19 protein-coding genes are annotated in these 21,411 nt (G+C 34.1%); 13 read left to right on the top strand and 6 right to left on the bottom strand.

All coding sequences use genetic code 11. The annotated features are described in order from the left end of the window. Positions 1 to 15: 15 nt before the first annotated feature. From IPJ23_19375 to IPJ23_19315, 13 genes are all read left to right on the top strand, one after another. Positions 16 to 687, top strand: a complete 672-nt coding sequence (locus IPJ23_19375; GenBank protein MBK7632795.1) for a GHKL domain-containing protein — start codon at positions 16 to 18, stop codon at positions 685 to 687. 21 nt (positions 688 to 708) lie between these two features. After that, complete coding sequence (locus IPJ23_19370) at positions 709 to 2,064, top strand: sigma-54-dependent Fis family transcriptional regulator (GenBank protein MBK7632794.1); 1,356 nt, start codon at positions 709 to 711, stop codon at positions 2,062 to 2,064. Between the two features lie 272 nt (positions 2,065 to 2,336). After that, positions 2,337 to 2,642: a hypothetical protein gene (locus tag IPJ23_19365; GenBank protein ID MBK7632793.1), complete on the top strand. Its 306-nt coding sequence runs from the start codon at positions 2,337 to 2,339 to the stop codon at positions 2,640 to 2,642. Positions 2,643 to 2,932: 290 nt separating this feature from the next. Further along, on the top strand, positions 2,933 to 3,274 hold the full coding sequence (locus IPJ23_19360) for a cytochrome c (GenBank protein MBK7632792.1): 342 nt from the start codon (positions 2,933 to 2,935) through the stop codon (positions 3,272 to 3,274). 6 nt (positions 3,275 to 3,280) lie between these two features. Further along, the gene (locus tag IPJ23_19355; GenBank protein MBK7632791.1) at positions 3,281 to 5,482 is read left to right on the top strand and encodes a cytochrome b/b6 domain-containing protein; all 2,202 of its coding nucleotides are present in this window, start codon (positions 3,281 to 3,283) and stop codon (positions 5,480 to 5,482) included. 152 nt (positions 5,483 to 5,634) lie between these two features. Then, positions 5,635 to 7,209 (top strand): hypothetical protein, encoded by a 1,575-nt coding sequence (locus IPJ23_19350; protein ID MBK7632790.1) that lies wholly within the window; start codon positions 5,635 to 5,637, stop codon positions 7,207 to 7,209. A gap of 166 nt (positions 7,210 to 7,375) precedes the next feature. Beyond that, positions 7,376 to 7,519, top strand: a complete 144-nt coding sequence (locus IPJ23_19345) for a hypothetical protein (protein MBK7632789.1) — start codon at positions 7,376 to 7,378, stop codon at positions 7,517 to 7,519. Positions 7,520 to 7,546: 27 nt separating this feature from the next. Next, positions 7,547 to 8,308, top strand: a complete 762-nt coding sequence (locus tag IPJ23_19340) for a cytochrome b/b6 domain-containing protein (protein ID MBK7632788.1) — start codon at positions 7,547 to 7,549, stop codon at positions 8,306 to 8,308. Positions 8,309 to 8,422: 114 nt separating this feature from the next. Next, positions 8,423 to 9,922 carry a NapC/NirT family cytochrome c gene (locus IPJ23_19335; protein ID MBK7632787.1) on the top strand — a complete coding sequence of 500 codons (1,500 nt, stop codon included), beginning with the start codon at positions 8,423 to 8,425 and terminating at the stop codon, positions 9,920 to 9,922. A gap of 28 nt (positions 9,923 to 9,950) precedes the next feature. Beyond that, a complete protein-coding gene (locus tag IPJ23_19330) occupies positions 9,951 to 10,676 on the top strand; it encodes a M15 family metallopeptidase (GenBank protein MBK7632786.1) in 726 nt (241 codons plus the stop codon). A 110-nt stretch (positions 10,677 to 10,786) separates the two neighbouring features. Beyond that, positions 10,787 to 11,635 carry a VWA domain-containing protein gene (locus IPJ23_19325; protein MBK7632785.1) on the top strand — a complete coding sequence of 283 codons (849 nt, stop codon included), beginning with the start codon at positions 10,787 to 10,789 and terminating at the stop codon, positions 11,633 to 11,635. Further along, positions 11,562 to 11,912: a hypothetical protein gene (locus IPJ23_19320; GenBank protein MBK7632784.1), complete on the top strand. Its 351-nt coding sequence runs from the start codon at positions 11,562 to 11,564 to the stop codon at positions 11,910 to 11,912. Before IPJ23_19325 ends, IPJ23_19320 begins: the two co-directional genes overlap by 74 nt. A 91-nt stretch (positions 11,913 to 12,003) precedes the next feature. Next, the gene (locus tag IPJ23_19315; GenBank protein ID MBK7632783.1) at positions 12,004 to 14,196 is read left to right on the top strand and encodes a VWA domain-containing protein; all 2,193 of its coding nucleotides are present in this window, start codon (positions 12,004 to 12,006) and stop codon (positions 14,194 to 14,196) included. A gap of 42 nt (positions 14,197 to 14,238) precedes the next feature. Here the strand turns inward: IPJ23_19315 and IPJ23_19310 are convergent, their stop codons facing one another. The 6 genes from IPJ23_19310 to IPJ23_19285 form a co-directional block, all read right to left on the bottom strand. Next, entirely contained in the window at positions 14,239 to 14,529 is a 291-nt protein-coding gene (locus IPJ23_19310) for a hypothetical protein (protein ID MBK7632782.1), read from the bottom strand. Positions 14,530 to 14,574: 45 nt separating this feature from the next. After that, on the bottom strand, positions 14,575 to 15,174 hold the full coding sequence (locus IPJ23_19305; protein MBK7632781.1) for a c-type cytochrome: 600 nt from the start codon (positions 15,172 to 15,174) through the stop codon (positions 14,575 to 14,577). 365 nt (positions 15,175 to 15,539) lie between these two features. Next, complete coding sequence (locus tag IPJ23_19300) at positions 15,540 to 16,001, bottom strand: nuclear transport factor 2 family protein (protein MBK7632780.1); 462 nt, start codon at positions 15,999 to 16,001, stop codon at positions 15,540 to 15,542. An 89-nt stretch (positions 16,002 to 16,090) separates the two neighbouring features. Next, entirely contained in the window at positions 16,091 to 16,633 is a 543-nt protein-coding gene (locus IPJ23_19295; GenBank protein MBK7632779.1) for a T9SS type A sorting domain-containing protein, read from the bottom strand. A gap of 1,432 nt (positions 16,634 to 18,065) precedes the next feature. After that, a complete protein-coding gene (locus tag IPJ23_19290) occupies positions 18,066 to 18,671 on the bottom strand; it encodes a T9SS type A sorting domain-containing protein (GenBank protein ID MBK7632778.1) in 606 nt (201 codons plus the stop codon). A 713-nt stretch (positions 18,672 to 19,384) separates the two neighbouring features. Continuing rightward, positions 19,385 to 21,199 carry a T9SS type A sorting domain-containing protein gene (locus tag IPJ23_19285; protein MBK7632777.1) on the bottom strand — a complete coding sequence of 605 codons (1,815 nt, stop codon included), beginning with the start codon at positions 21,197 to 21,199 and terminating at the stop codon, positions 19,385 to 19,387. Positions 21,200 to 21,411: the final 212 nt, after the last annotated feature.

The raw sequence follows: 21,411 nt of genomic DNA, 5'->3' as shown, positions 1-21,411 counted from the left end.
ATACACACTCAGAAAATGGAAAGTATAGGGACACTGGCTGCAGGGATAGCGCACGAAGTAGGTAATCCACTTGCATCAATTTCCGCTTTAGTTCAAGTTGCACAAAGAATTACAACTGATCCTTTTGTAAATGAAAAGCTTGGATTGGTAAAAAGTCAGGTCACTCGTATCTCAAAAATCATTAGGGATCTTGTGGATTTTTCCCGTCCATCAAATTATGAACTTGCGTTAACAGACATAAATAAAGTTATTCACGAAGCTGTGGAAATAACGAAAGTTGGCACTAAAGCAAAAGATGTAATTTTTGAAACTGATTTAACACAAGATATTCCGATGCTTCCACTAATTTCTGATCAAATTCAACAGGTGTTTGTTAACATATTATTAAACGCTGTGGATGCAATTGCAGAGAAAAAAAGAGCAAGTAAACTTGAAAAAATTTCTGTAAAATCGGAGTGTAATGGTGATGAAGTAACTTTAACTTTTTCCGATACGGGTCCAGGAATCAAAGAAGAACATATCACTAAAGTTTTTGAGCCCTTTTTTACAACCAAAAAAGAAGGTAAAGGAACCGGGCTTGGTTTATGGGTTAGTTACGGCATTGTAAAAAGCTTTCAGGGCGATATTAAAATAAAAAGTAAGGTTAACGAAGGCACAACATTTATTATAAAATTACCAATTAGTTAAAAAAAGAAATTAGGATTAGAAATGGCTCATAAAATTTTAGTAGTTGATGATGAAGAAATAATTAGAGATTCATTATTCTATATTCTTGAAAAAGAAGGCTACCAGGTTGATAAAGCTGAGAATGGAAAAATTGCTTACGACAAAATGATAGCAAATCATTTTGATCTAGTAATAACAGATATTGAAATGCCTTTTATGAAAGGAACAGAATTATTAGAAAAGATTAAAACATTAAACTTTCAAACTTCTGTTATTATGATAACAGCATTTGGATCATTAGATACTGCTATAACAGCTCTTAGAAATGGTGCTAGTGATTACATTTTAAAGCCAATCGAATTTGATGAACTTCTAATCAAAACAAAAAGACTTTTTGAATTAAGAGAATTACTGTTAGAAAACCGCGTCTTGCGTGAAGAAATACACAGGAAATATGATTTTGAAAATATTGTTGGTAAAAGTATAAATATAAAAAAAGTCTATGAGATGATTGAAGCTGTAGCAGAAACTGATTCAACTGTGCTTATAAGTGGAAATAGTGGAACAGGTAAAGAACTTGTAGCGCGTGCTTTACATTATAAAAGCCATCGAAAAAATAAACCGTTCGTCGCAGTCAATTGTGGAGCCATTTCAGAAAATTTGATTGAAAGCGAATTATTTGGGCATAAGAAAGGTGCATTTACCGGCGCTATTTCTGATAAGGACGGCTATATGAAAGCTGCAAATGGTGGCACTTTATTTTTAGATGAGATAAGCGAAATGCCTCCTCAGCTTCAGGTGAAATTATTAAGAGCAATACAAGAAAAAGAATATACTCCAGTAGGCACAACAGTATCGCTTTCCGTTAATACAAGATTTATCGCTACAACAAATAGAAATCTTGAAGAAGAAGTTAAGACTGGAAAATTTCGCGAAGATCTTTTTTATAGAATAAATGTTGTTGATATTCATCTCCCCTCTCTAAAAGAAAGAGAAGAAGATATTCCATTACTTGCTGATCATTTTCTTGATAAATATCGCAAAGAGTTGAATAAGAATATTAAAGGGATTGATAGTGAAGCTATGCGTGCAATACTAAATCACGAGTGGAAAGGTGAAATTAGAGAACTCGAAAATATTATTGAACGAGCTGTTATTTTTTGTAAAGGTGAAATGATTACCTTGCAGGAACTACCACAAACGTTTAAACCAAAAAATGATGAAATAGATTTTTCATTTAGCGGCTCACTTGATGATTCTGTGCGAAAGTTTGAAAGGGATTTTATCATCCGAGCTTTGGAGAATAACGATAATAACAAAGAAAAAACTGCTGATGCATTGCGAGTTGGTCTATCAACATTATATCGCAAATTAAAAGAGCTCGATATTAAAGTTTAGTAGAGATTTATCAGCTTTTATGTTATTTGGATTTATTCTCAATAATTAAAATGCCATTTTACTGATTTTCAATTGCGAGAATATAATTTAAAATTCTTGCAAACAATCCTTCAAAAACTCTCAATTACCTGCACTATATCTTTACAACCGATATTGGCACACAAATAGCAAAATTATATCAACTTTTCCACTCACTGAGGAAAAGTATCACAAAAAAAATGAAAAATATAGTTATATACAGCCCAGATTTTAGCTTGTGTTACAGTCTTCTTATGTACCTTCAAACACAATATAAAGTTGTTGCAACTACCGATATGGAAGTTGTGTCTTCACTTGTTTGTAATGGTTCAGCTGATTTGGTTATTATGGATACCGAACCTGATTCGAAGGTGATTCTAAAATGTGAAGAGTTCAAAAAATGTAAAGCTGATGTTCCATTAATACTTACGTATGTATTTAACAACAGAGTTAAAGAACCAGAAGGAATGATTAAGAAATTTGTAAATGAAATTTTTTATAAGCCTTTTGACCTAAACGAAATTGCCTCTAAAATACCAAATTTGTTGGCCAGCGCTTAGTACAAAATTATTAAATCCTTTTGCTCCAATAGTGTTCAATAAAAACTAATTAATAGTATTTTTTTTAGAACATCACGATGAAAATGTTTGATGCGACAACAATTAAAAAACATTCCAATTCTTGCGAAATTGTTGCAAATGGACTTCCCAAAGCTGAGAAATTAGCAATTCTGAACAAACATAATACTGGATTTTTAACAAATAATTAACATTGAAACTGTGGTATTCTAATTGTAACATAAGGGCACAAAATCAATAACTAAGTAGTTCACAATAAAAGGAAAAACAAAATGAAAAATATATTGATTTATCTTGGATTAGTTGTAACGATAGTTGCTTTATACGGATTTGCTTTTACGATTGCTAATCAACCTGTTGATGACGGTAAACAAATTTTTGTGAACAATAAATGTTCAATGTGCCACACGGTTACTTCTGCTGGTATTGAATCTAAAAAATCTGATGCCGTTGATCTTTCAACTGTAGGAAAAGAAAAAACTAAAGAATTTTTAATGAAGTATTTAAAAAAAGAAACCAAGTTAAACGACAAGGATCATAAATCTTCTTTTAAAGGAAGTGATCAAGATCTTAAAACTTTGGTTGATTGGTTACTTACTCTTAAAGGAGAATAATAAAGTTTGAGTTTATCATCTATGGCATTGATTTCATCATCAAGCGAAAAATTAAGATGCTTCCCAAACATCTTAAAAAAGATACAAACCCTCCTTGTAATCGGATTAGTTATTCTACCCACAAATATATATGCTCAATCGATTGATGACTGTTTGATGTGCCATAGTGATAATGAACTCACTATGGAAAAAAATGGGAAAGAAATTTCCCTATTCGTAAAAGAAGATGTTTATAAAAGTTCTGCACATTCAAAATTAAGCTGCGTTTCTTGCCACAAGAATTTTGATGCTGAAAACTTGCCACACGCAGAAAATATTAAAGAAATTAATTGTGTTAGTTGTCATCAAAAAGATTTAATAAAGCATTCGTTTCATCCTCAAATTATTAAATCTAAAGGCTTTGGAAAAAGTAATGATACCTCCTGTAAAGGATGTCACGGTATTCACGATGTTGTTTCACCTAAAAACCCGAAGAGCAAATGGAGTAATTCCAACTTAACTACTACATGCGGAACCTGCCACAAAGCAGCAAGTGAAAATTATCTTAGTTCTGATCACGCGGCTGCCTTTCAATCTGGAGACAAGGGAGCACCAAATTGTATTAATTGTCATAAATCACCTATTACTGAAAAAGCATTTTTAAACAATACTGCTGAAAAGAAAAAAGCGCAAGAAAAATTATGCCTGTCATGCCATTTAGATAATAAAGATGTAAGAGAAAGATCAACTCCTTCAGCAGGTTTTATTCATGCTTATGATAAAAGCGTTCATGGGTATGCACTTCATAGCAAGAATAATGGAGATGCTGCGAATTGTATAAATTGTCATAATTCCCATAAAATAATCAAGGGAACAGATTCAAGATCAAGTGTTTACAAATTAAATATTCCTCAGACATGTGGTAAATGTCATACAGAAATTCAGAAAGAATATTCAGAAAGTATACATGGACAATTAGTTGCAAAAGGAAATGGAGATTCCCCTTCATGTACTAACTGTCATGGTGAACATAACATTTTAAAAACTGATGATCCAAACTCACCGGTAGCATTTGAAAATGTTTCAAGGGAGATATGTTCGCCCTGTCATTCATCTGTAAAACTAACTGAAAAATATGGCATCTCATCAAATAGATACAAAACGTTTTCACAATCTTATCATGGGCTGGCTTTAAGCGGCGGATCTGCATCTGTAGCAAATTGTGGAAGTTGTCATGGTGTTCATAACATCAAACCTTCTACTGATCCAACATCAATGGTTTTTAAAGGAAATCTTATAAAAACATACGGCAAATGCCATCCTGGTGCAAATGAAACTTTTACTCAGGGAAGCATCCATGTAACATTAGACAAAGAAGATGAACCAATTCTCTATTGGATTTCAACAACATATATATTTCTTCTTTTCTCAATTCTTGGTGGAATGTTTTTACATAATTTGTTAGATCTAATAAAAAAATCTAAGGTAAGAAAATTAAAACAACTTGGTAAAATACAAGAAGAAAAACACGGTCACTCACTTTACTTAAGGATGACTGTTAATGAGAGAATTCAACATTTTACTATGGCTTTTAGTTTTATGATATTAGTTTTAACAGGATTTATGTTACGTTATCCTGATTCATGGTGGGTTAGTCATATCAGAGACTTTTGGACTGATGTGGTAGTATATAGAAGTTGGATACATAGAATTTCTGCAATTATAATGATAATAGTTAGCCTTTATCATATTTATTATATTGCATTCACCCAAAGAGGTAGAGAATTAGTCCGCGATTTATTTCCAAAACTGCAAGATTTTACCGATGCTATTGGCGTTGCAAAATATAATTTGGGAATATCTAAAACCAAACCGAAATTAGACAGATTTAGCTATATTGAAAAAGCTGAGTACTGGGCTTTAATTTGGGGGACAATAGTGATGAGCTTAACTGGTTTATTGATGTGGATATACATTGATTATATTGGAGTGTTCTCAAAACTTGATTGGGATATAGCTCGTACAATTCACTATTATGAAGCGTGGCTAGCATTCCTTGCTATAGTTATTTGGCATTTTTATTTTGTAATTTTCAACCCGGATGTTTATCCGATGAGCCTAGCCTGGTTCAAGGGAACTATTACTGAAGAAGAAATGGCAGAAGAACATCCCTTGGAACTGGAACGAATTAAAAAGGCCAAAGCTAATATTCCAGATGATAGCATATAACTTTTAGTTTTAATAATAACCTTTTATTTTACAATTCCTGAGGACTTGATTTGAAGAAGAAAAAAAGTCAAATAAGATGGTTTTTCTTTTGCTTACTATTAATAATTAATTTCCCTATATCAAATTTTGCGCAATCAAATGATGATTGCTTAATGTGTCATGACGATAAGGAATTAGAAGGTACAAAGAATGGTAAAACTATTTCGCTTTATGCCAATCCGAATATTCTTTTAAACTCAATCCATAAATCAAACAATTGTGTAGACTGTCACCAGAACTATAATCCTGAGGAATTTCCTCATAATGAAAACAACAGTAAAGCACAATGTACTCCCTGCCATCAAGTTGAAGTTGATTTATACAAAGAATGCCTTCATGGAAAAGCTAATGCTAAAGGGGATGTGTTAGCTCCAACTTGTGGTTTTTGTCATGGTACTCACAATATTTTATCTATCAAAAATCCAAAAGCCACAACCTATGCATCTAATATTCCTTATTTATGTGGAAAATGTCATAGAGAAAATTCACCTGTTCAGAGGTATAGAAATATTCCACAAGACAGAATTCTTGAAAACTATACTGAAAGTATCCATGGCGAGGGTTTATTAAAAAAAGGATTAATAGTATCGGCAAATTGTGCATCGTGCCACACAGCCCATCGGATATTACCACATACTGATTCGCGTTCTACCATTTCAAGAAATAATATTGCAAACACTTGCTCTAAATGTCATGCCAATATTGAAAATGTTCATCAAAAGATAATTCGCGGTGAATTATGGGAAAAGGAAGCCCATGTGCTTCCAGCATGTGTTGATTGCCATCAACCACATGTAATCAGAAATGTATATTACAGTCAGGGATTTGCTAATGACCAATGTCTAAAATGTCATAGTGATCCAAATTTAAAATCTTCAATTGATGCTCATTCATTATATGTAGATGTAAAAAAATTAGAAGCCTCATCGCATCAAAAAATTAATTGCGGGCAATGCCATGTAATTAATAATCCATTTAAGCATCGTCCTTGCGAAAATATTCAACAAAATGTTGATTGCGCAAGTTGCCATGCTGAAGTAGGAACAGAATACAATAAAAGTATTCATGGTGTTTTATTTGCGCAAAATGATCCAGATGCTCCAAGTTGTAAAGAATGTCACGGTACTCATGAAATTTTAGGACACACAAATTCTAAGTCACCTACATTTGCAATAAATATTCCAAAGCTTTGTGCAAATTGCCATAGAGCGGGTGAAAAATCTGCTATCAGATCGACCACAAATGAGGATGTTGTTTCGCATTTTGCTGAAAGTATTCATGGAAAAGGTCTAAGCAAAAGTGGGTTAACAGTTACTGCTACTTGTACTGATTGTCATTCTAAACATATGATTCTTCCTAAAACCGAAAAGGAATCATCTGTCAATCATTTAAACATTTCCAAAACCTGTGGTAAATGTCATCATGGAATTGAAGAGCAATTTGATAAAAGTATTCATTCGCCTCTTGTTTCAAATTCGGATAAAACACTACCTGGGTGTAATAATTGTCATTCTGCTCATGAGATAAAACGCGCAGACACTGAAGGTTTTAAATTAGAAATTATGCAACAGTGTGGTAAGTGTCATGAAAAAATTGCTGATACCTATTTTGATACTTACCATGGTAAGGTCTATCAATTAGGATATACTAAAACTGCAAAATGTTACGATTGTCATAAGCGCACATGATATTTTACCTATAACAAATCCTGCTTCTCACTTAAGCCGAAAAAATGTTGTTGAAACTTGTCAAAAGTGTCATCCAAATGCTAATAAACAATTTGCGGGATATTTTACACACGCTACTCATCATGATCCCGACAAATATCCAGTATTATTTTATACGTTTTGGGGAATGACAGGACTTCTACTATTTACTTTTATATTTGCAGGCCTTCATACTTTGTTATGGCTTCCAAGATCTTTAAAATGGAGAAAAGAAATAGCAGAAAAAATTAAATTAGCTGAAGAAATCGAAAATAAAAATTCTTCGGAATAGACTTATTAATAGGAGTTTAATTTATCAATGTCAGAATCACTTAGACAAGGAAAACAAGTAATAAGATTTACCAGGTTAAATCGTGGTCTGCACTTTTTTATGATATTAAGTTTTCTCTCTCTTGCGATAACAGGTATGACAGTAAAATTTGCGTATACCGGGTGGGCTAGATTCCTTTCTCATTTATTTGGCGGATTTGAAATGGCTGGCTATATTCATCGATTTGCAGCTGTTGTTATGGTTATTGTTTTTATAGTCCATATAACTGATTTAATTAGAAACAAAAGAAAACAAGTTGGAGGATTTAAACAATTAATTCTTGGTCCGCGATCTTTATTATTTAACAAAAAAGATTTAAATGATTTCATCGGTTCTATCAAATGGTTTTTAGGAAAGGGTGAACGCCCTGAATATGGTAGATGGACTTATTGGGAAAAATTTGATTACTTTGCTGTTTTCTGGGGAATGATCGTTATTGGTTCAACAGGGTTTACACTTTGGTTTCCAGAATTCTTCACACAATTTATACCAGGTTATATGATAAACGTTGCCACTATCATCCATAGTGACGAAGCATTATTAGCGACTGGTTTTATTTTTACTGTGCATTTTTTTAATACTCACTTACGTCCCGAGAAATTTCCGATTGATGTTTGTATCTTCACTGGGAGAGTACCATTAGAGGAATTTAAATTAGATCGACCCGCTGAATACAAAGAGCTTCTGGAAAAGGTGAATTGGAAAAACACATTGTTGAACCATACCCTGAGATTGTTATTAAGGCATTAACGGCTTTTGGCTGGACTGTGTTGATAATTGGGTTTAGTATGATTTTGTGGATCATCTATGCAATGATCTTTGCTTATAGATAATTTACTTCAAAACAAAAAATAGAAGTAACATATGAAGAAAGAAGTGTTCCCAAAACATGTTTATAATCCAATAACAATGTTTGGTGCTGCGATAGCGGCATTAAGTTTTGGATTAATTATTTTTCTTTTCGTATTGGATTTCTTCGGCTCAGAAGAAAATACCTATATGGGGATTCTTACCTACATAATAATTCCCTCTTTCCTGATAGTAGGTCTATTACTTATCGCTTATGGATATTTACGAGAACGAAAAAGGGAACGTCAAGGTCTCATTCGCGAAAAAAGGCTGCCGGTAATTGATTTAAACGATCCTAAAAAGCGAGCGATGTTCGTTACTTTTTCTGTTGGGACAATCGTTTTGATGTTGTTCTCCGCATTCGGAAGTTTTAAAGCTTATGAGTACACCGAAACAGACGAGTTTTGCGGAACAGTTTGTCATAATGTCATGGAACCAGAATACACTGCATACCTGGATTCTCCGCATTCGCGCGTAGGTTGTGTTGGCTGCCATATTGGTTCTGGCACAAGCTGGTATGTTAAATCAAAATTTTCTGGTGCTTATCAGGTGTATTCTGTTTTGTTTGATAAATTTTCGCGACCGATAGAAACGCCTGTAAAAGAGCTTCGCCCTGCAGTAGGCACTTGCGAACAATGTCATACTCCCTCACATTTTTTTAATGAAAAAAAAGTTGATTACAGTTATTTCATATCTGATGAGCAGAATACCAAATCAAATATAAGCATGCTTATTAAGATTGGTGGTGGGAAAAGTGAGCTTGGAGCGATTGAAGGAATACATTGGCATATTAATCCGGATAATATTATTACTTATATCCATACAGATGAGCGACGATTAGAAATTCCTTGGGTTAAAGTAAAATCTAAAGATGGAAAAGAAATAATATTTAGAAATAAAAACTCTAAGTTTGATGATAAAAATTTTAAAAAAGAAAATCTTAGAACAATGGATTGTATTGATTGTCACAATCGTCCATCCCATATTTATCATCAACCGGATAAAATGGTAAATGAAATGTTATCCAATAATAAGATAGATCAAACATTACCTTTTATAAAAAGTCTTGCAGTAGAAGTTTTAGAAGACAAATATGTTACTAAGCAGCAGGCATTTGAAAGCATCCCGCAACAGGTAAACAGTTTTTATATTTCCAATTACCCGGATATCTATAAAACTAAAAGAGTTAATATTAATTCCGCTATAGAAATAGTGAAAAAGATTTATGCGAGAAATTACTTTCCTTATATGAACGCAGATTGGAAACATTTTCCTGACAATATTTCGCATGTTTATACTCCTGGTTGTTTCCGATGTCACGATGGCAATCACGTTAGCGATGACGGAAAAGTAATTTCAAATGATTGCAATAGTTGTCATAAAATAATTTCTCAAACCGATAATCTAGGTAAAACGAGAGTTGACCTTAACGGATTAAAATTCCAGCATCCAGTTGATCTTGGAGAATCTATTGAAGATCATCTTTGCACAGACTGCCACTGGAAAACTGAATAATTTTTTATCTTTAAGTAATGAAAAATTAATTCTAATATTTTTTATTGTTTTATCATATCAGTTTTATTCCCAGAATATTCCTGATGGATTTGTTGAAATCCGCGAAGTAATTCCGGATATAATTTTAGATCTTCGCTATTTAACAAATCATAATTTTCTCGGAGTTCCTGTTGATGGATATATAAGTGAAAAATGTTACATCACCCAAACCGCTGCTGATTCAATTTCACGAGTACAAGCTGAACTTAAAAAATTTAATTTATCTTTAAAAATTTACGATGCATATCGCCCACAAAAAGCAGTTGATCATTTTGTTAGATGGGCAAAAGATTTATCCGACACTCTTACAAAAAAAGAATTTTATCCAACTGTTAATAAAAGTAATTTATTTATCGATGGATATATTGCAGAAAAATCCGGGCACAGCCGAGGTAGTACAATCGATTTGACAATTGTTCCTATTCCCATTTCAGAGCAACCTGAATATGATGTTAATGAGCAATGCGAATGTTATAAATCTGTAGAAGAAAGATTTAAAGATAACAGCATTGATATGGGAACAGGTTTTGATTGTTTTAATCAATTATCACATTCAGAGAATCCAGACATCGATCCACAGCAAAGGGCAAATAGACTTTTACTAAGAAGTTTGATGGACAAATATGGATTTAATAATCTTGCCGAAGAATGGTGGCATTTTACTTTAAGAAATGAGCCATTTCCAAAAACTTATTTTGATTTTGAAATCAAATAGGTCATAAATCTTTCTCTTTTAATATTTCTTTTTCATTTCTGGAACAAAGCTAATTTTGATATAGTCAAAGCAACAGATTATTTAATTGATTATCCAATACGGAGGTTAAAATGAAATATTTATTAGCTTTGATTTTTTTAGTTGTCACATCAACTAATCTGTTTTCAAATCAAATTCCTCAAAATATAATTACGAAAAATAATTCCATTCAACTTGCTTTGTTATTAGATACGAGCAACAGTATGGATGGTTTGATTGATCAGGCAAAAAGCCAATTATGGAAAATTGTAAATGAACTTGCTACAACAAAAAAGGATCGGCATCCGGTTGATCTTTACGTGGCGCTTTATGAATACGGAAAAGATGCAATCCCTTCACAAGAAGGGCATTTAAGAAACATCGTACCTTTCACTCAAGATCTTGATAAAATCTCCGATGAGCTGTTCAAACTTAAAACTAATGGTGGTGAAGAATTTTGTGGAAAAGTTATTCTTAATGCGGTTAACAATCTACAGTGGAACAAATCTAACGACGAACTTAAAATAATTTTTATCGCAGGTAACGAACCGTTCACACAGGGAGACATCGATTATAAGAAAGCTTGTAAAGAAGCTGTAAAAAATGGAATCGTGGTAAATACAATATTCTGTGGGAATTATGATGAGGGTATCCAGACAATGTGGAAAGATGGTGCGGATATCTCCGATGGAAAATATATGAATATTGATCAGAATGCTGAAATAGTACACATTGATGCACCACAAGATCATGAGATTGTAAAGCTTGGCCAAGAATTAAATAAAACTTACATAGCTTTTGGAAATTTTGGAAAAGAGAAAAAAGAACTGCAAGCTGAACAAGATGCAAACTCAATTGGCTTAAGCAATGAAGTTATGGTTCAACGATCAGTTACAAAGTCCGGAGGACAGTATAAAAAATTCTACCTGGGATTTAGTTGATGCAAAAAAAGATGGTACAGTTAAGATTGAAGAACTAAAGGATGAAGAATTGCCAGACGAAATGAAAAAGATGAATCAACAAGAAAGAAAAGCATATGTTGATAAAATGAGTAAGGAAAGAGGAAAATTACAGAATCAAATCAATAAACTAAATGAAGAACGTAGTAAATATGTTGCCAAAAAGCTTCTTGAGAATAAAAATGAAAACACACTTGATGCCGTTATGATTAAGACAATTCGTGAACAGGCAAAACAAAGAAATTATAAGTTTGAATAATTACAATATAGTCATGCTGAACATGTTTCAGCATCTCTTTAATGGTTAGATCCTGAAACAAATTCGGGATAACACTACAAAAGGTGAAGAAATGTTAAAAAAAATATCTCTAATCGTTCTAATCTTTTTGCTGAACAATCATTCTTTCGCTGATGGCTTCATAGTTATTCTCCGTCCCAATCCATTACCAAATCCTTTTCCTCTAGAGGTTGTTTACCACAAAGTTGATGTTAAGATTGATGGACAATCAGCAGTCACCACAATTGATCAATCATTTTATAATCCATCAAACTTTCAGTTGGAAGGGTTTTACATCTTCCCAATTCCAAAAGGAGCTGTGATTAACAACTTTACAATGGTTATAAATGGAAAGGAAACAAAAGCTGAATTACTTGATTCCGATAAAGCAAGAAAGATTTATGAAGATATTGTTAGACAAATGCGCGACCCTGCTTTGCTTGAATACAGTGAACAAAATATTTTTAAGCTGCGCATCTTCCCTATCGAACCAAAAAGTGAAAAGAAGATATCAATAAGTTATACACAGTTATTAGAATCTGATAACAATTTATTTGAATACATTTATCCGCTTAACACCGAAAAATTTTCTGCAAAACCACTAAAAAATGTTTCCGTTAAGATAGATTTAAAATCTGACGATAAACTTAAAAACATCTACTGCCCTACTCATGAAGTTGATATTGTAAATAAAAGTGACAATCATTCTGTTATCTCTTTTGAAGACGATAACACTACACCAGATACCGATTTCAAAATATACTTTTCAAAAAATTCATCTACAGTCGGATTATCTATTTTAACTTACAAATCAGGAAGCGAAGATGGATATTTTTTATTAAGCGCGTCACCATCGATTGAAATTGATAGGGCTAATATTGAAAATAAAGACATTACTTTTATTCTTGATGTTTCAGGAAGTATGAGCGGCGAAAAGTTAGAGCAGGCAAAGAAAGCACTTTTATATTGTGTTAATAACTTAAATGCTGGTGATTATTTTAATATCATACGATTTTCAACAGAGGCATACTCGTTATATAATTCTTTAGAAAAAGCTGAAAAGAAAAATATTAATGAAGCCAAAAAATTTATAAATGATCTTCAAGCAATCGGTGGTACAAACATAGAAGAAGCTTTCAATCTAGCATTCAAGAACTACAAAGAATCTAATCGCCCTCATTTTTTAGTTTTTCTTACAGATGGCAAACCAACTATTGGCGAAATGAATGATGATAAACTAATCAAGAGAATTTTGGACATAAATAAGTACAAATCCAGAATATTTACTTTTGGAATTGGGAATGAAATTAACACTCACCTTCTTGATAGATTGACGGAGGCTACTAAGGCATGGCGGACTTATGTAGGTGACGAAGAAGATATTGAAGTTAAGGTTTCAAATTTTTATGATAAAATCCAATCCCCTGTTCTAAGCAATTTGAATTTAGATTTTAACAATGTTGAAGTTTATCAAACCTATCCAAAAGATTTACCCGATTTATTTAAAGGATCCAACCTACTGGTGTTTGGAAGATTTAAGGGAGTGGGAAATGTAAAGATTACTCTAAATGGAAAACTAAACGGACAAAGTAAGCAGTTTTCACTAAATGAAAAACTTGATCCTAAAAATGAAGATTATAATTTCATCCCATTACTTTGGGCTTCAAGAAGAATTGGATATCTGCTTGATATTATTCGGTTGAACGGTGAGAGCAAAGAATTGATTGATGAAGTTACAACACTGGCACGTGAACATGGAATAATAACGCCATACACAAGCTACTTAATTATGGAAGACGAAGACATCAGAGTTCGTGGAGGAAGATTAATTGATGGTCTGCAATCTCTTGCACCAAGACCCGAATTGAAAAAACGAAATGAAGCAGATTATTTTAGGATGAATGATATAAGTGGTAGAGGCAGTGTTGAGGTGAGTAAAGAATTTCAAAGTCTAAATTCTGCTTCAAACTATAAGCAAACCCAACAAGGGAAAGAAAGATTGTCTTACACAGATTCTGAAGGCAATAAAAGAAACCTTACCCAGCAAGTAAAAAATGTTTTAGGAAGAGCTGTTTATCAGCAGGATAAGTTTTGGGTTGATAGTGAGTTGCAAAATCAAAGAAATGCAAATAAAGTTAGGATACAATTTAATTCTGATGAATACTTTAAACTGCTAAATAAAGAACCGGAGACAGCACAATTTCTTGCACTCGGACAGAATGTGAAATTTTATTTTAACAATATTTTTTATGAAATTTATGAGTAAACATTATCCCCTACCGATTTTTATCGATAGGGGATATTTCTATTACTCAATTTGAAATATTTCTCGCTTACCCCCTTCAACAAGATCCATATAACCTGCCATTATTTCCTTAACTTTTTCCTGGGATGTAAAGCCTTTTTGATTTTCAAATTCGGCTAAATTATTGACTTCACCTTCAAGAACAACCGTCCAGTAATTTGAAACTATATCGGTCATAATTCTAACATTCTTAAGGTGCTGTTCTTCCATAAAAGGAATTGTCTGTTTGAATTTATTTACTAATTCTTTTGCTTTACCTGGTTTGCAATTAAAAGTGTCTCTGACCAAATACATATAAACTCCTGCATAATTGTTTTTCTACTTAGTGAATTATATAAACTATTTACCCGCTAACATTTCCGCCATCTTATCCGGTGGTGTGGGCTGCGGAACTTCGTTATGAATAGGTTTAATGGATTTTAGATAAGTATACATAGCTTTAAGATCCTGATCTGTCATTTGACCCATAGTCTGCCAAGGCATTGGAGGAAGTAATGGTCTACCGACACCTTTAAGTTTTCCTTCTCTAAGAGATTTTATAAACATTTCTTCTGTTACCGCTCCAATTCCAGTTGCATTATCGGGAGTTAGATTTGCGGCATATGAAATTCCCCACGGCCCAACCCAGGCAGAAAAATTACTTTCTGTAGCCACCCAATTACCGGGTGTAAAATACTTAACATCCAGGACCGGAAGTTTTTCTCCCTTTTGAAAACCGGAAAGACTTCTTGTTGAATCAGGTACTGGTCCATTTGCGGTATAAATTTTAGGAGTATGACAATCAGAACAACCACCAGTGGTTACTAAATATTTACCGCGTGAAATTAATTCCTGTTGTGACAGAGGTTTATTCTCTTCTCTACCAGAGCAGTTAATTTGTGAAAAAACCAACACTATTATTATTGCAGTTGGGATTGCAAGAAACAGTTTACTCTTCATAAGGTTGCCTCCTTAATGATGATAAATTAGTTATTTAAATGACGGCATACGTAAATCAATGTTTAGATTAAACTGGCAGAAAGCGAAAGTAGATTGATAATCTTAGCAAAAGAATAATTATGCGAATTGCAAAATTAAAGCTTTTTAGAAATGTGCGTTAGGAAAATTCTTGCGATCTTTTGGATTTTTATGGCAATTGAGGTTTTTGATAATATTTTTAGGTTTTTTAAATAATCTGTACTGTCATTTTTGATATTACTTGGAGGTAACTGAATCGCTTAATTTGATAAAAAAAAAGGTGCCCCTAACAAATTTATTGATAGAGGCTTTAATAATGCTCATCTATTTAAGTTTTTTTTATCTACTTATTCCTTAGTTTTATCCTTACCACTATGCCAGCTTAATAGCAGCCATTTGTTACCTTCTTTATACCAAGTTTCTGTAACGCGAGCATTTTCTGATTCTTTTTTTCCGTCATATGATTCGTCAAGCTCACGATAATAATAATGAGCAATTGCCACATCTCCCTTTACTACAATTGAAAGTGGAAAAATTTGATATTCCAGAATCTTTGTAATTGATTTATAAGCCTTTGACCAACGAATCATGGTTGCTTTGTCTCGGGGCATCGGTGAAGAATAACCCCAACTTATACCATCAGGGTGAACAAATTCTTCAACCCAGACCTTACCATCCTTAGCGGCTTGCCACGAAGCGTCAATAGTTTTCCAGACTTCCTGCTGCTCTGCAGACCATTGTTGCGCTTCAATATTTAACACCAAAAAAAATGGTGCTAATAAAACAAGAAGAACACATAACTTTTTCATAACGAACCTCCTAATAAATTAATAATGATTATTTAACAGGGTGTTCAGTCGCTAATGTCTTCAGAATGATTGAACACCCCGAATGTTCTTTATTTTAGTAAAATCATTTTTCTTGTTTGCACAAAATTTCCTGCTCTTAATTGATAGAAATAAACTCCGCTTGGAAGATTGGATGCATTCCAGTTTAGTTCATAAGTGCCAACAGGTTTTTCTTTATTGACTACAGTTTCAATCTCAGTCCCTAGAATATCGAATACTTTTATTACTACTTTATTTGATTTTGGAATTGAAAATTGAATTTTAGTTGTCGGGTTAAAAGGGTTAGGATAGTTCTGTGATAAAGAGTATGTAGCCACAATGTTACTACCCTCATTCATAACTCCAGTTACTATAATCTTGTACAAGAGCGTGAAATTGTAACCCTGGTATCTATAGATGTTGCCTGCGCTGTCATAGATGCTATACCAACCCCATCCTCTTCCACTAGGAAAATCAGTAGGTATCCAAGATACTCCATCCCAAGTGTGGTACCAGCAAGAAAACAGATTTCCTTGAGCATTATACGCGAAGCTGTACCGAGAGATATTCACCCAATGGCCATTTAACCAATGCTCATACAAATTTATGAGCATATTGTTATTCTCATTGTATGTGTAAGTGTTCCGCCATCCATCCACCAATTGACCATTTTCCCAAGACTCGTATAAATTTGTAAGCAAATTGTTGTTCGTATCATATGTGTAAGTGTACTTATGGCTCTCCACCCACAGACCATTCTCAAATTGCTCTGACAACTCGGATAGCATATTTCCTTGACCATCATAGGTATATGTATTGCGGTACAAATTCACCCATTGATCATTCTCCCATTGTTCTGTGTGAGAAGAGAGTCTATTGTTATTAACATCATATGTGTATGTGTGCCGATATCTATTAGACAACTGACCATTCTCCCAAGACTCATCCAGTTTTGAGAGTATATTATTGCTCGCATCATAGGTGAGCGTGTACCGAATGCTAAGCACCCATTGATTGTTCTCCCATTGCTCAAATTGAGATGATAGCATATTGTTGCTCGCATCATAGGTGAGTGTGATCAACGAGAAATACACCCATTGCCCGTTCAACCACTCTTCGTATAGAGATGACAGCCTATTGTTATTAGTATCATAAGTATAGGTTCCTCGATGCCTACCCTCCAATTGGCCGTTCCACCAAGACTCGAAAAATTCTGTAAGCCTATTATTGCTTGCATCATAGGTGTAAGTATATTCAAACCGATCCAATAGACCATTTTCCAAATGCTCGTACAATTCTGAAAGCATATTGTTGTTTGTATCATATGTATAAGTGTGCTGATCACTATAAAACAATTGACCATTCTCCCAAGACTCGTGCAACTCGGAGAGCATATTGTTGTTTGTATCATAGGTGTATGTGTCCCGAGAGCTATTCAGCCATTGACCGTTTTCCCAATACTCAAACCAATCGTTGAGTATATTATTATTTGCATCGTATGTATTTGAATGGCGAACAGTATCCACCCAAAGACCATCAATCAATTTTTGCATCATATCGAAAGTTCTTTTAGCGCTGGCATTAAAAGAATATAGATGCCTGGTTGTATCCTGTGTGCTTATAACAATTGCGGTATCAATCACATAGATCTGTGATGGGGGGGATAACGTCTTATTGGTTCGCTGAAGGTTTGTTTTATGTCTGTTGGGATAAGATCTATCATTGAGAAAAGGATATAATGTATTATTAACATCAAGGTTATCATTTCCACTCTTGAGCCTGTCTGGAATTCTTGAGGTTGAGAATTCGAGAGAACTCTTTCCCTGTATTTTCCAGTCAATTATCGGTACGTGTTTATCCTGTTGGTCCAATTGACTATTCTTAATATTAGGACTTACTTCTCTGTTTTGTTGATACAACTGTGCAAAACATATTTGCGACACCAACAAAAAGGATAGCAGAGTGTATATTGTTTTTTTCATAGCTTTCACCTAATAATTATTAAAAAAATAAAAGCCTCTCTGAATAAGAGGCTTGACTAATTTCTTATTTCAGCAAAATCATTTTCTTAGTTTGAACAAAATCTCCAGCTTGTATTCTATAGAAATATACTCCACTCGAAAATTTGCTTGCATCAAAGTCAATATTGTAAAATCCCACTTCCTGTTCTTCATTTACCAAGTCAGCAACCTCATTACCAAGTAAATCATATATTTTAAGTGAAACATTACTTCTATGTGGTATCTGGTATTTAATTGTTGTTACAGGGTTAAATGGATTCGGGTAGTTCTGTGAAAGTATAAAATTTTTTGGTAGGATCTCTTTATCGTTTATCACGCCTGTTGGAGTTTTTTTAACACAAATATATACACCGTCTGGAGTTCCAACGAATATTTCACCTTCCGAATTCTTTTCAATTGCAGAAACATCATTAGTTGTCAGCCCGGCATTATGCGTGACCCAGCTATTACCATTGTCCGTGGAAGAGACAATACCTAGAGATCCAATAGCAAATAATTGATCGTTATTGTCTGTTACAATATCGTATATACGGTTAATATGGCTACTATCTATACAACTATATACACTATCCCAGGTTGCCCCGTTATTTGTTGATCTGAAAATATAACTACTTCCATATAATGGCCACATACCTCCACTTCCGGCTCCTGCGAATAAAAGACCAGTTGAATTACAAATTAGTGATGTGAAGCCCCAAGAATATTCTTGCCAACTTATACCGTAATCAGCAGAACGAAATGCTTTTGGCAAATTCCTTGCGGGACACCCCGCAATAATTTCTTGTGAAGGCAAAATAACAATACCGTGTACATCGGCACTATCTAACACTTGTATCCATTGACTGCCATTATTTGTAGAACGTAAAACACCACCGAAACAGTTAGCAACATATAAATTATTTAAAGCGTCCTCAACCATACCATAGACTGAAGACTGATTTAATATGCTTGTCCAACTGCTACCATTGTCTGTTGACCGATATATTACACCACCAAGGGATGTTGCAAAAATATCATCATTATGATTAATGAATATAATGCTAAAAAAATATGAAAAGCTTGATGTATTTAATTTAATCCACCTATTACCACCATCAGTTGAGCGAAATAATGAATCACCAGCTGTAACGAAGATGTCGTCGTTCGAGTTTATTGCAATGGAATTGACATCACTAACATTAAGGTAATTGATTCTTTCCCAGTTAACATCTTGTGCATAAGTTTTATAATAAAATATAGCCGAGAAGATTAAAACATTGACTAAATATAAATTTTTCATAGCCCTCACCTATTAAATAATTAAAAAGGACAAGCCTCTCATTTTCTGAGAGGCTTAACTAATTCTTATTTCAGCAAAATCATCTTCCTTGTCTGCACAAAATCTCCCGCTTGTATTCTATAGAAATATACTCCACTCGAAAATTTGCTTGCATCAAAGTCAATATTATAAAATCCTACTTCCTGTTCTTCATTTATTAAATCTGCGACCTCATTGCCAATTATATCATATATCTTAAGAGATACATTACTTCTATGTGGTATCTGGTATTTAATTGTAGTTACAGGGTTAAATGGATTGGGGAAGTTTTGTTCTAGATTGAAAGTTAAAGGCCTAGATAATTCATCTTCAACATCAGTATACGTCTGAACATATACTAATGTATCTATGCGCCAATAGTCCAGACTATTGCTTGATATAGTAAAGGTTAAATTGAAATATCCAGAGTCTGGAAAATTTGGGAAAGTGGCTGGATCAAAAGTTACTGCAAAAGCAGCTGGTACGCTTTTAACTTCACCAGGTAAAAGATTGGGGCATCCTCTACCACCCTCTGGAAATATATCCGTTACCCAAGGATTCTCACTCGTCATTTTAACAACAATGTTTTCTAGAGTGTAGGTCGATCCTGCATTTTTTAGAAATGGCTTAAAGGTATATTTATAATTATTAGCTATCCCAACAGGGAGACTATCAATTGATAACGGTACAGTAGTAAATTTGGTGGCATTTGGAACTGGGAATTTTTCTCCTGTTGTATTATCAATAGAAGTAACTGAAACATCGTAGAATTCTTCAGCTAACGGTAAGTCAAAACTCCCCAGCCATAATTCACCAGAGGGGTTTAGTAATTGATGAACAAAATCTACTGAATCAATCAGAACACCTCCAAATGTTTTAATATATCCACGTGCTGATATCTGATGAGAATTAGGATTTTCAATCGTAGAAAATATATGAGCAGTATCTATCCCTGCAGCGTAATATCCTTTTTCGGGAAATACATTGTGTGGGAACACTAAATTGTTCATCCATTCCACGGCTCTGTTAACAACATCATCTTCACCATTAGCAACACCATCTGGCGTAAGCCATACCTCCTCATATAAGGGATATTCTTGTCCCCACCTTATAGAATCCGGATTATAATGATCAACATCAGTCCCTATTGGACATCGTAAATCATATCCCGAACTTATGGGTTTAACGACATCGTCAAAGTAACTATAAATCGCTTTTGGCGAGCGCCCAAAAGTCCGTACATAAGGGACATAAGAAAACTGCCAGGCTGAGATATCTCCATAACTAGCACAGTTTGGACCTAAAAGCACTGCAATTGGCCGATCATAATAGGTACCAATATCATTCGGTATATATCCATTGAACCAAGATTGCGGATCTGGACAAATTGAGAATAGATCGATTGGTGAACATCTTGTCATTGGATCCAAAGTTGAGGTTGGATAATTCATTAAACGGCTAATGCCATCATTCAATCCGAACTGTCCCCCCCAGTCATTACGTATATCTATGATAAGTCCATCCGTTTCCATAAGTGCTTCCACTGCTAAAACAAATTCATAACTTACTCCGAAATAATTGTGATGATAAACATATATATAACCAATGTTTGTCCCATCGATAATTCCATAAGTTACCGCTCCGTTATTCCAATTAAATTCTGGCATTGGTACACCGGGCACCTGTAACTGCTCATTATTAATATAACTAGAAGGGACGCTGAGAGTAATCATCGAATCTAGTGGCAGATGCACTATCTGACCAGAGGAGTGCTTAACTACGTCAATTGTATCAAACAAGTGCCAGCTCTCACTAGCTGCGCATAATAGTGTTCGCTTATCGGCAGTCGGCGCTCCGCCCATCCATAGAGTGTGAGGTACACCTCCCTGCAATAGTTCCCCCAAGATTTGATACCACGGTACACCCTGATAACCTAGAATGATATCGCCAGGGACTAATCCTAGTGGATGGTTTGATACTGCTTTGTAAACAAGCAAGGTACTATCTTCAAGAGGTGTAAGACCGGCACCAAAATTAGTTATAAATCCGTATCCATCAGCAAGAATTGGTGCCC

It is taken from the genome of Ignavibacteriales bacterium, from assembly GCA_016709765.1.
Taxonomy (GTDB): Bacteria; Bacteroidota; Ignavibacteria; order Ignavibacteriales; family Ignavibacteriaceae; genus IGN3.
Note: the sequence above shows the minus strand (reverse complement) of the source record. Positions and strands in the feature narration are given on the sequence as shown.

Coding starts and splice junctions, on each gene's coding strand:
- IPJ23_19375 (MBK7632795.1), top strand. CDS start 16: ATGGAAAGTATAGGGACACTGGCTGCAGGGATAGCGCACGAAGTAGGT.
- IPJ23_19370 (MBK7632794.1), top strand. CDS start 709: ATGGCTCATAAAATTTTAGTAGTTGATGATGAAGAAATAATTAGAGAT.
- IPJ23_19365 (MBK7632793.1), top strand. CDS start 2,337: ATGTACCTTCAAACACAATATAAAGTTGTTGCAACTACCGATATGGAA.
- IPJ23_19360 (MBK7632792.1), top strand. CDS start 2,933: ATGAAAAATATATTGATTTATCTTGGATTAGTTGTAACGATAGTTGCT.
- IPJ23_19350 (MBK7632790.1), top strand. CDS start 5,635: ATGTGTCATGACGATAAGGAATTAGAAGGTACAAAGAATGGTAAAACT.
- IPJ23_19345 (MBK7632789.1), top strand. CDS start 7,376: ATGACAGGACTTCTACTATTTACTTTTATATTTGCAGGCCTTCATACT.
- IPJ23_19340 (MBK7632788.1), top strand. CDS start 7,547: ATGTCAGAATCACTTAGACAAGGAAAACAAGTAATAAGATTTACCAGG.
- IPJ23_19335 (MBK7632787.1), top strand. CDS start 8,423: ATGAAGAAAGAAGTGTTCCCAAAACATGTTTATAATCCAATAACAATG.
- IPJ23_19325 (MBK7632785.1), top strand. CDS start 10,787: ATGAAATATTTATTAGCTTTGATTTTTTTAGTTGTCACATCAACTAAT.
- IPJ23_19320 (MBK7632784.1), top strand. CDS start 11,562: ATGAAGTTATGGTTCAACGATCAGTTACAAAGTCCGGAGGACAGTATA.
- IPJ23_19315 (MBK7632783.1), top strand. CDS start 12,004: ATGTTAAAAAAAATATCTCTAATCGTTCTAATCTTTTTGCTGAACAAT.
- IPJ23_19310 (MBK7632782.1), bottom strand. CDS start 14,529: ATGTATTTGGTCAGAGACACTTTTAATTGCAAACCAGGTAAAGCAAAA.
- IPJ23_19305 (MBK7632781.1), bottom strand. CDS start 15,174: ATGAAGAGTAAACTGTTTCTTGCAATCCCAACTGCAATAATAATAGTG.
- IPJ23_19300 (MBK7632780.1), bottom strand. CDS start 16,001: ATGAAAAAGTTATGTGTTCTTCTTGTTTTATTAGCACCATTTTTTTTG.
- IPJ23_19295 (MBK7632779.1), bottom strand. CDS start 16,633: ATGCTCATAAATTTGTATGAGCATTGGTTAAATGGCCATTGGGTGAAT.
- IPJ23_19290 (MBK7632778.1), bottom strand. CDS start 18,671: ATGTGGCCATTATATGGAAGTAGTTATATTTTCAGATCAACAAATAAC.
- IPJ23_19285 (MBK7632777.1), bottom strand. CDS start 21,199: ATGGGCGGAGCGCCGACTGCCGATAAGCGAACACTATTATGCGCAGCT.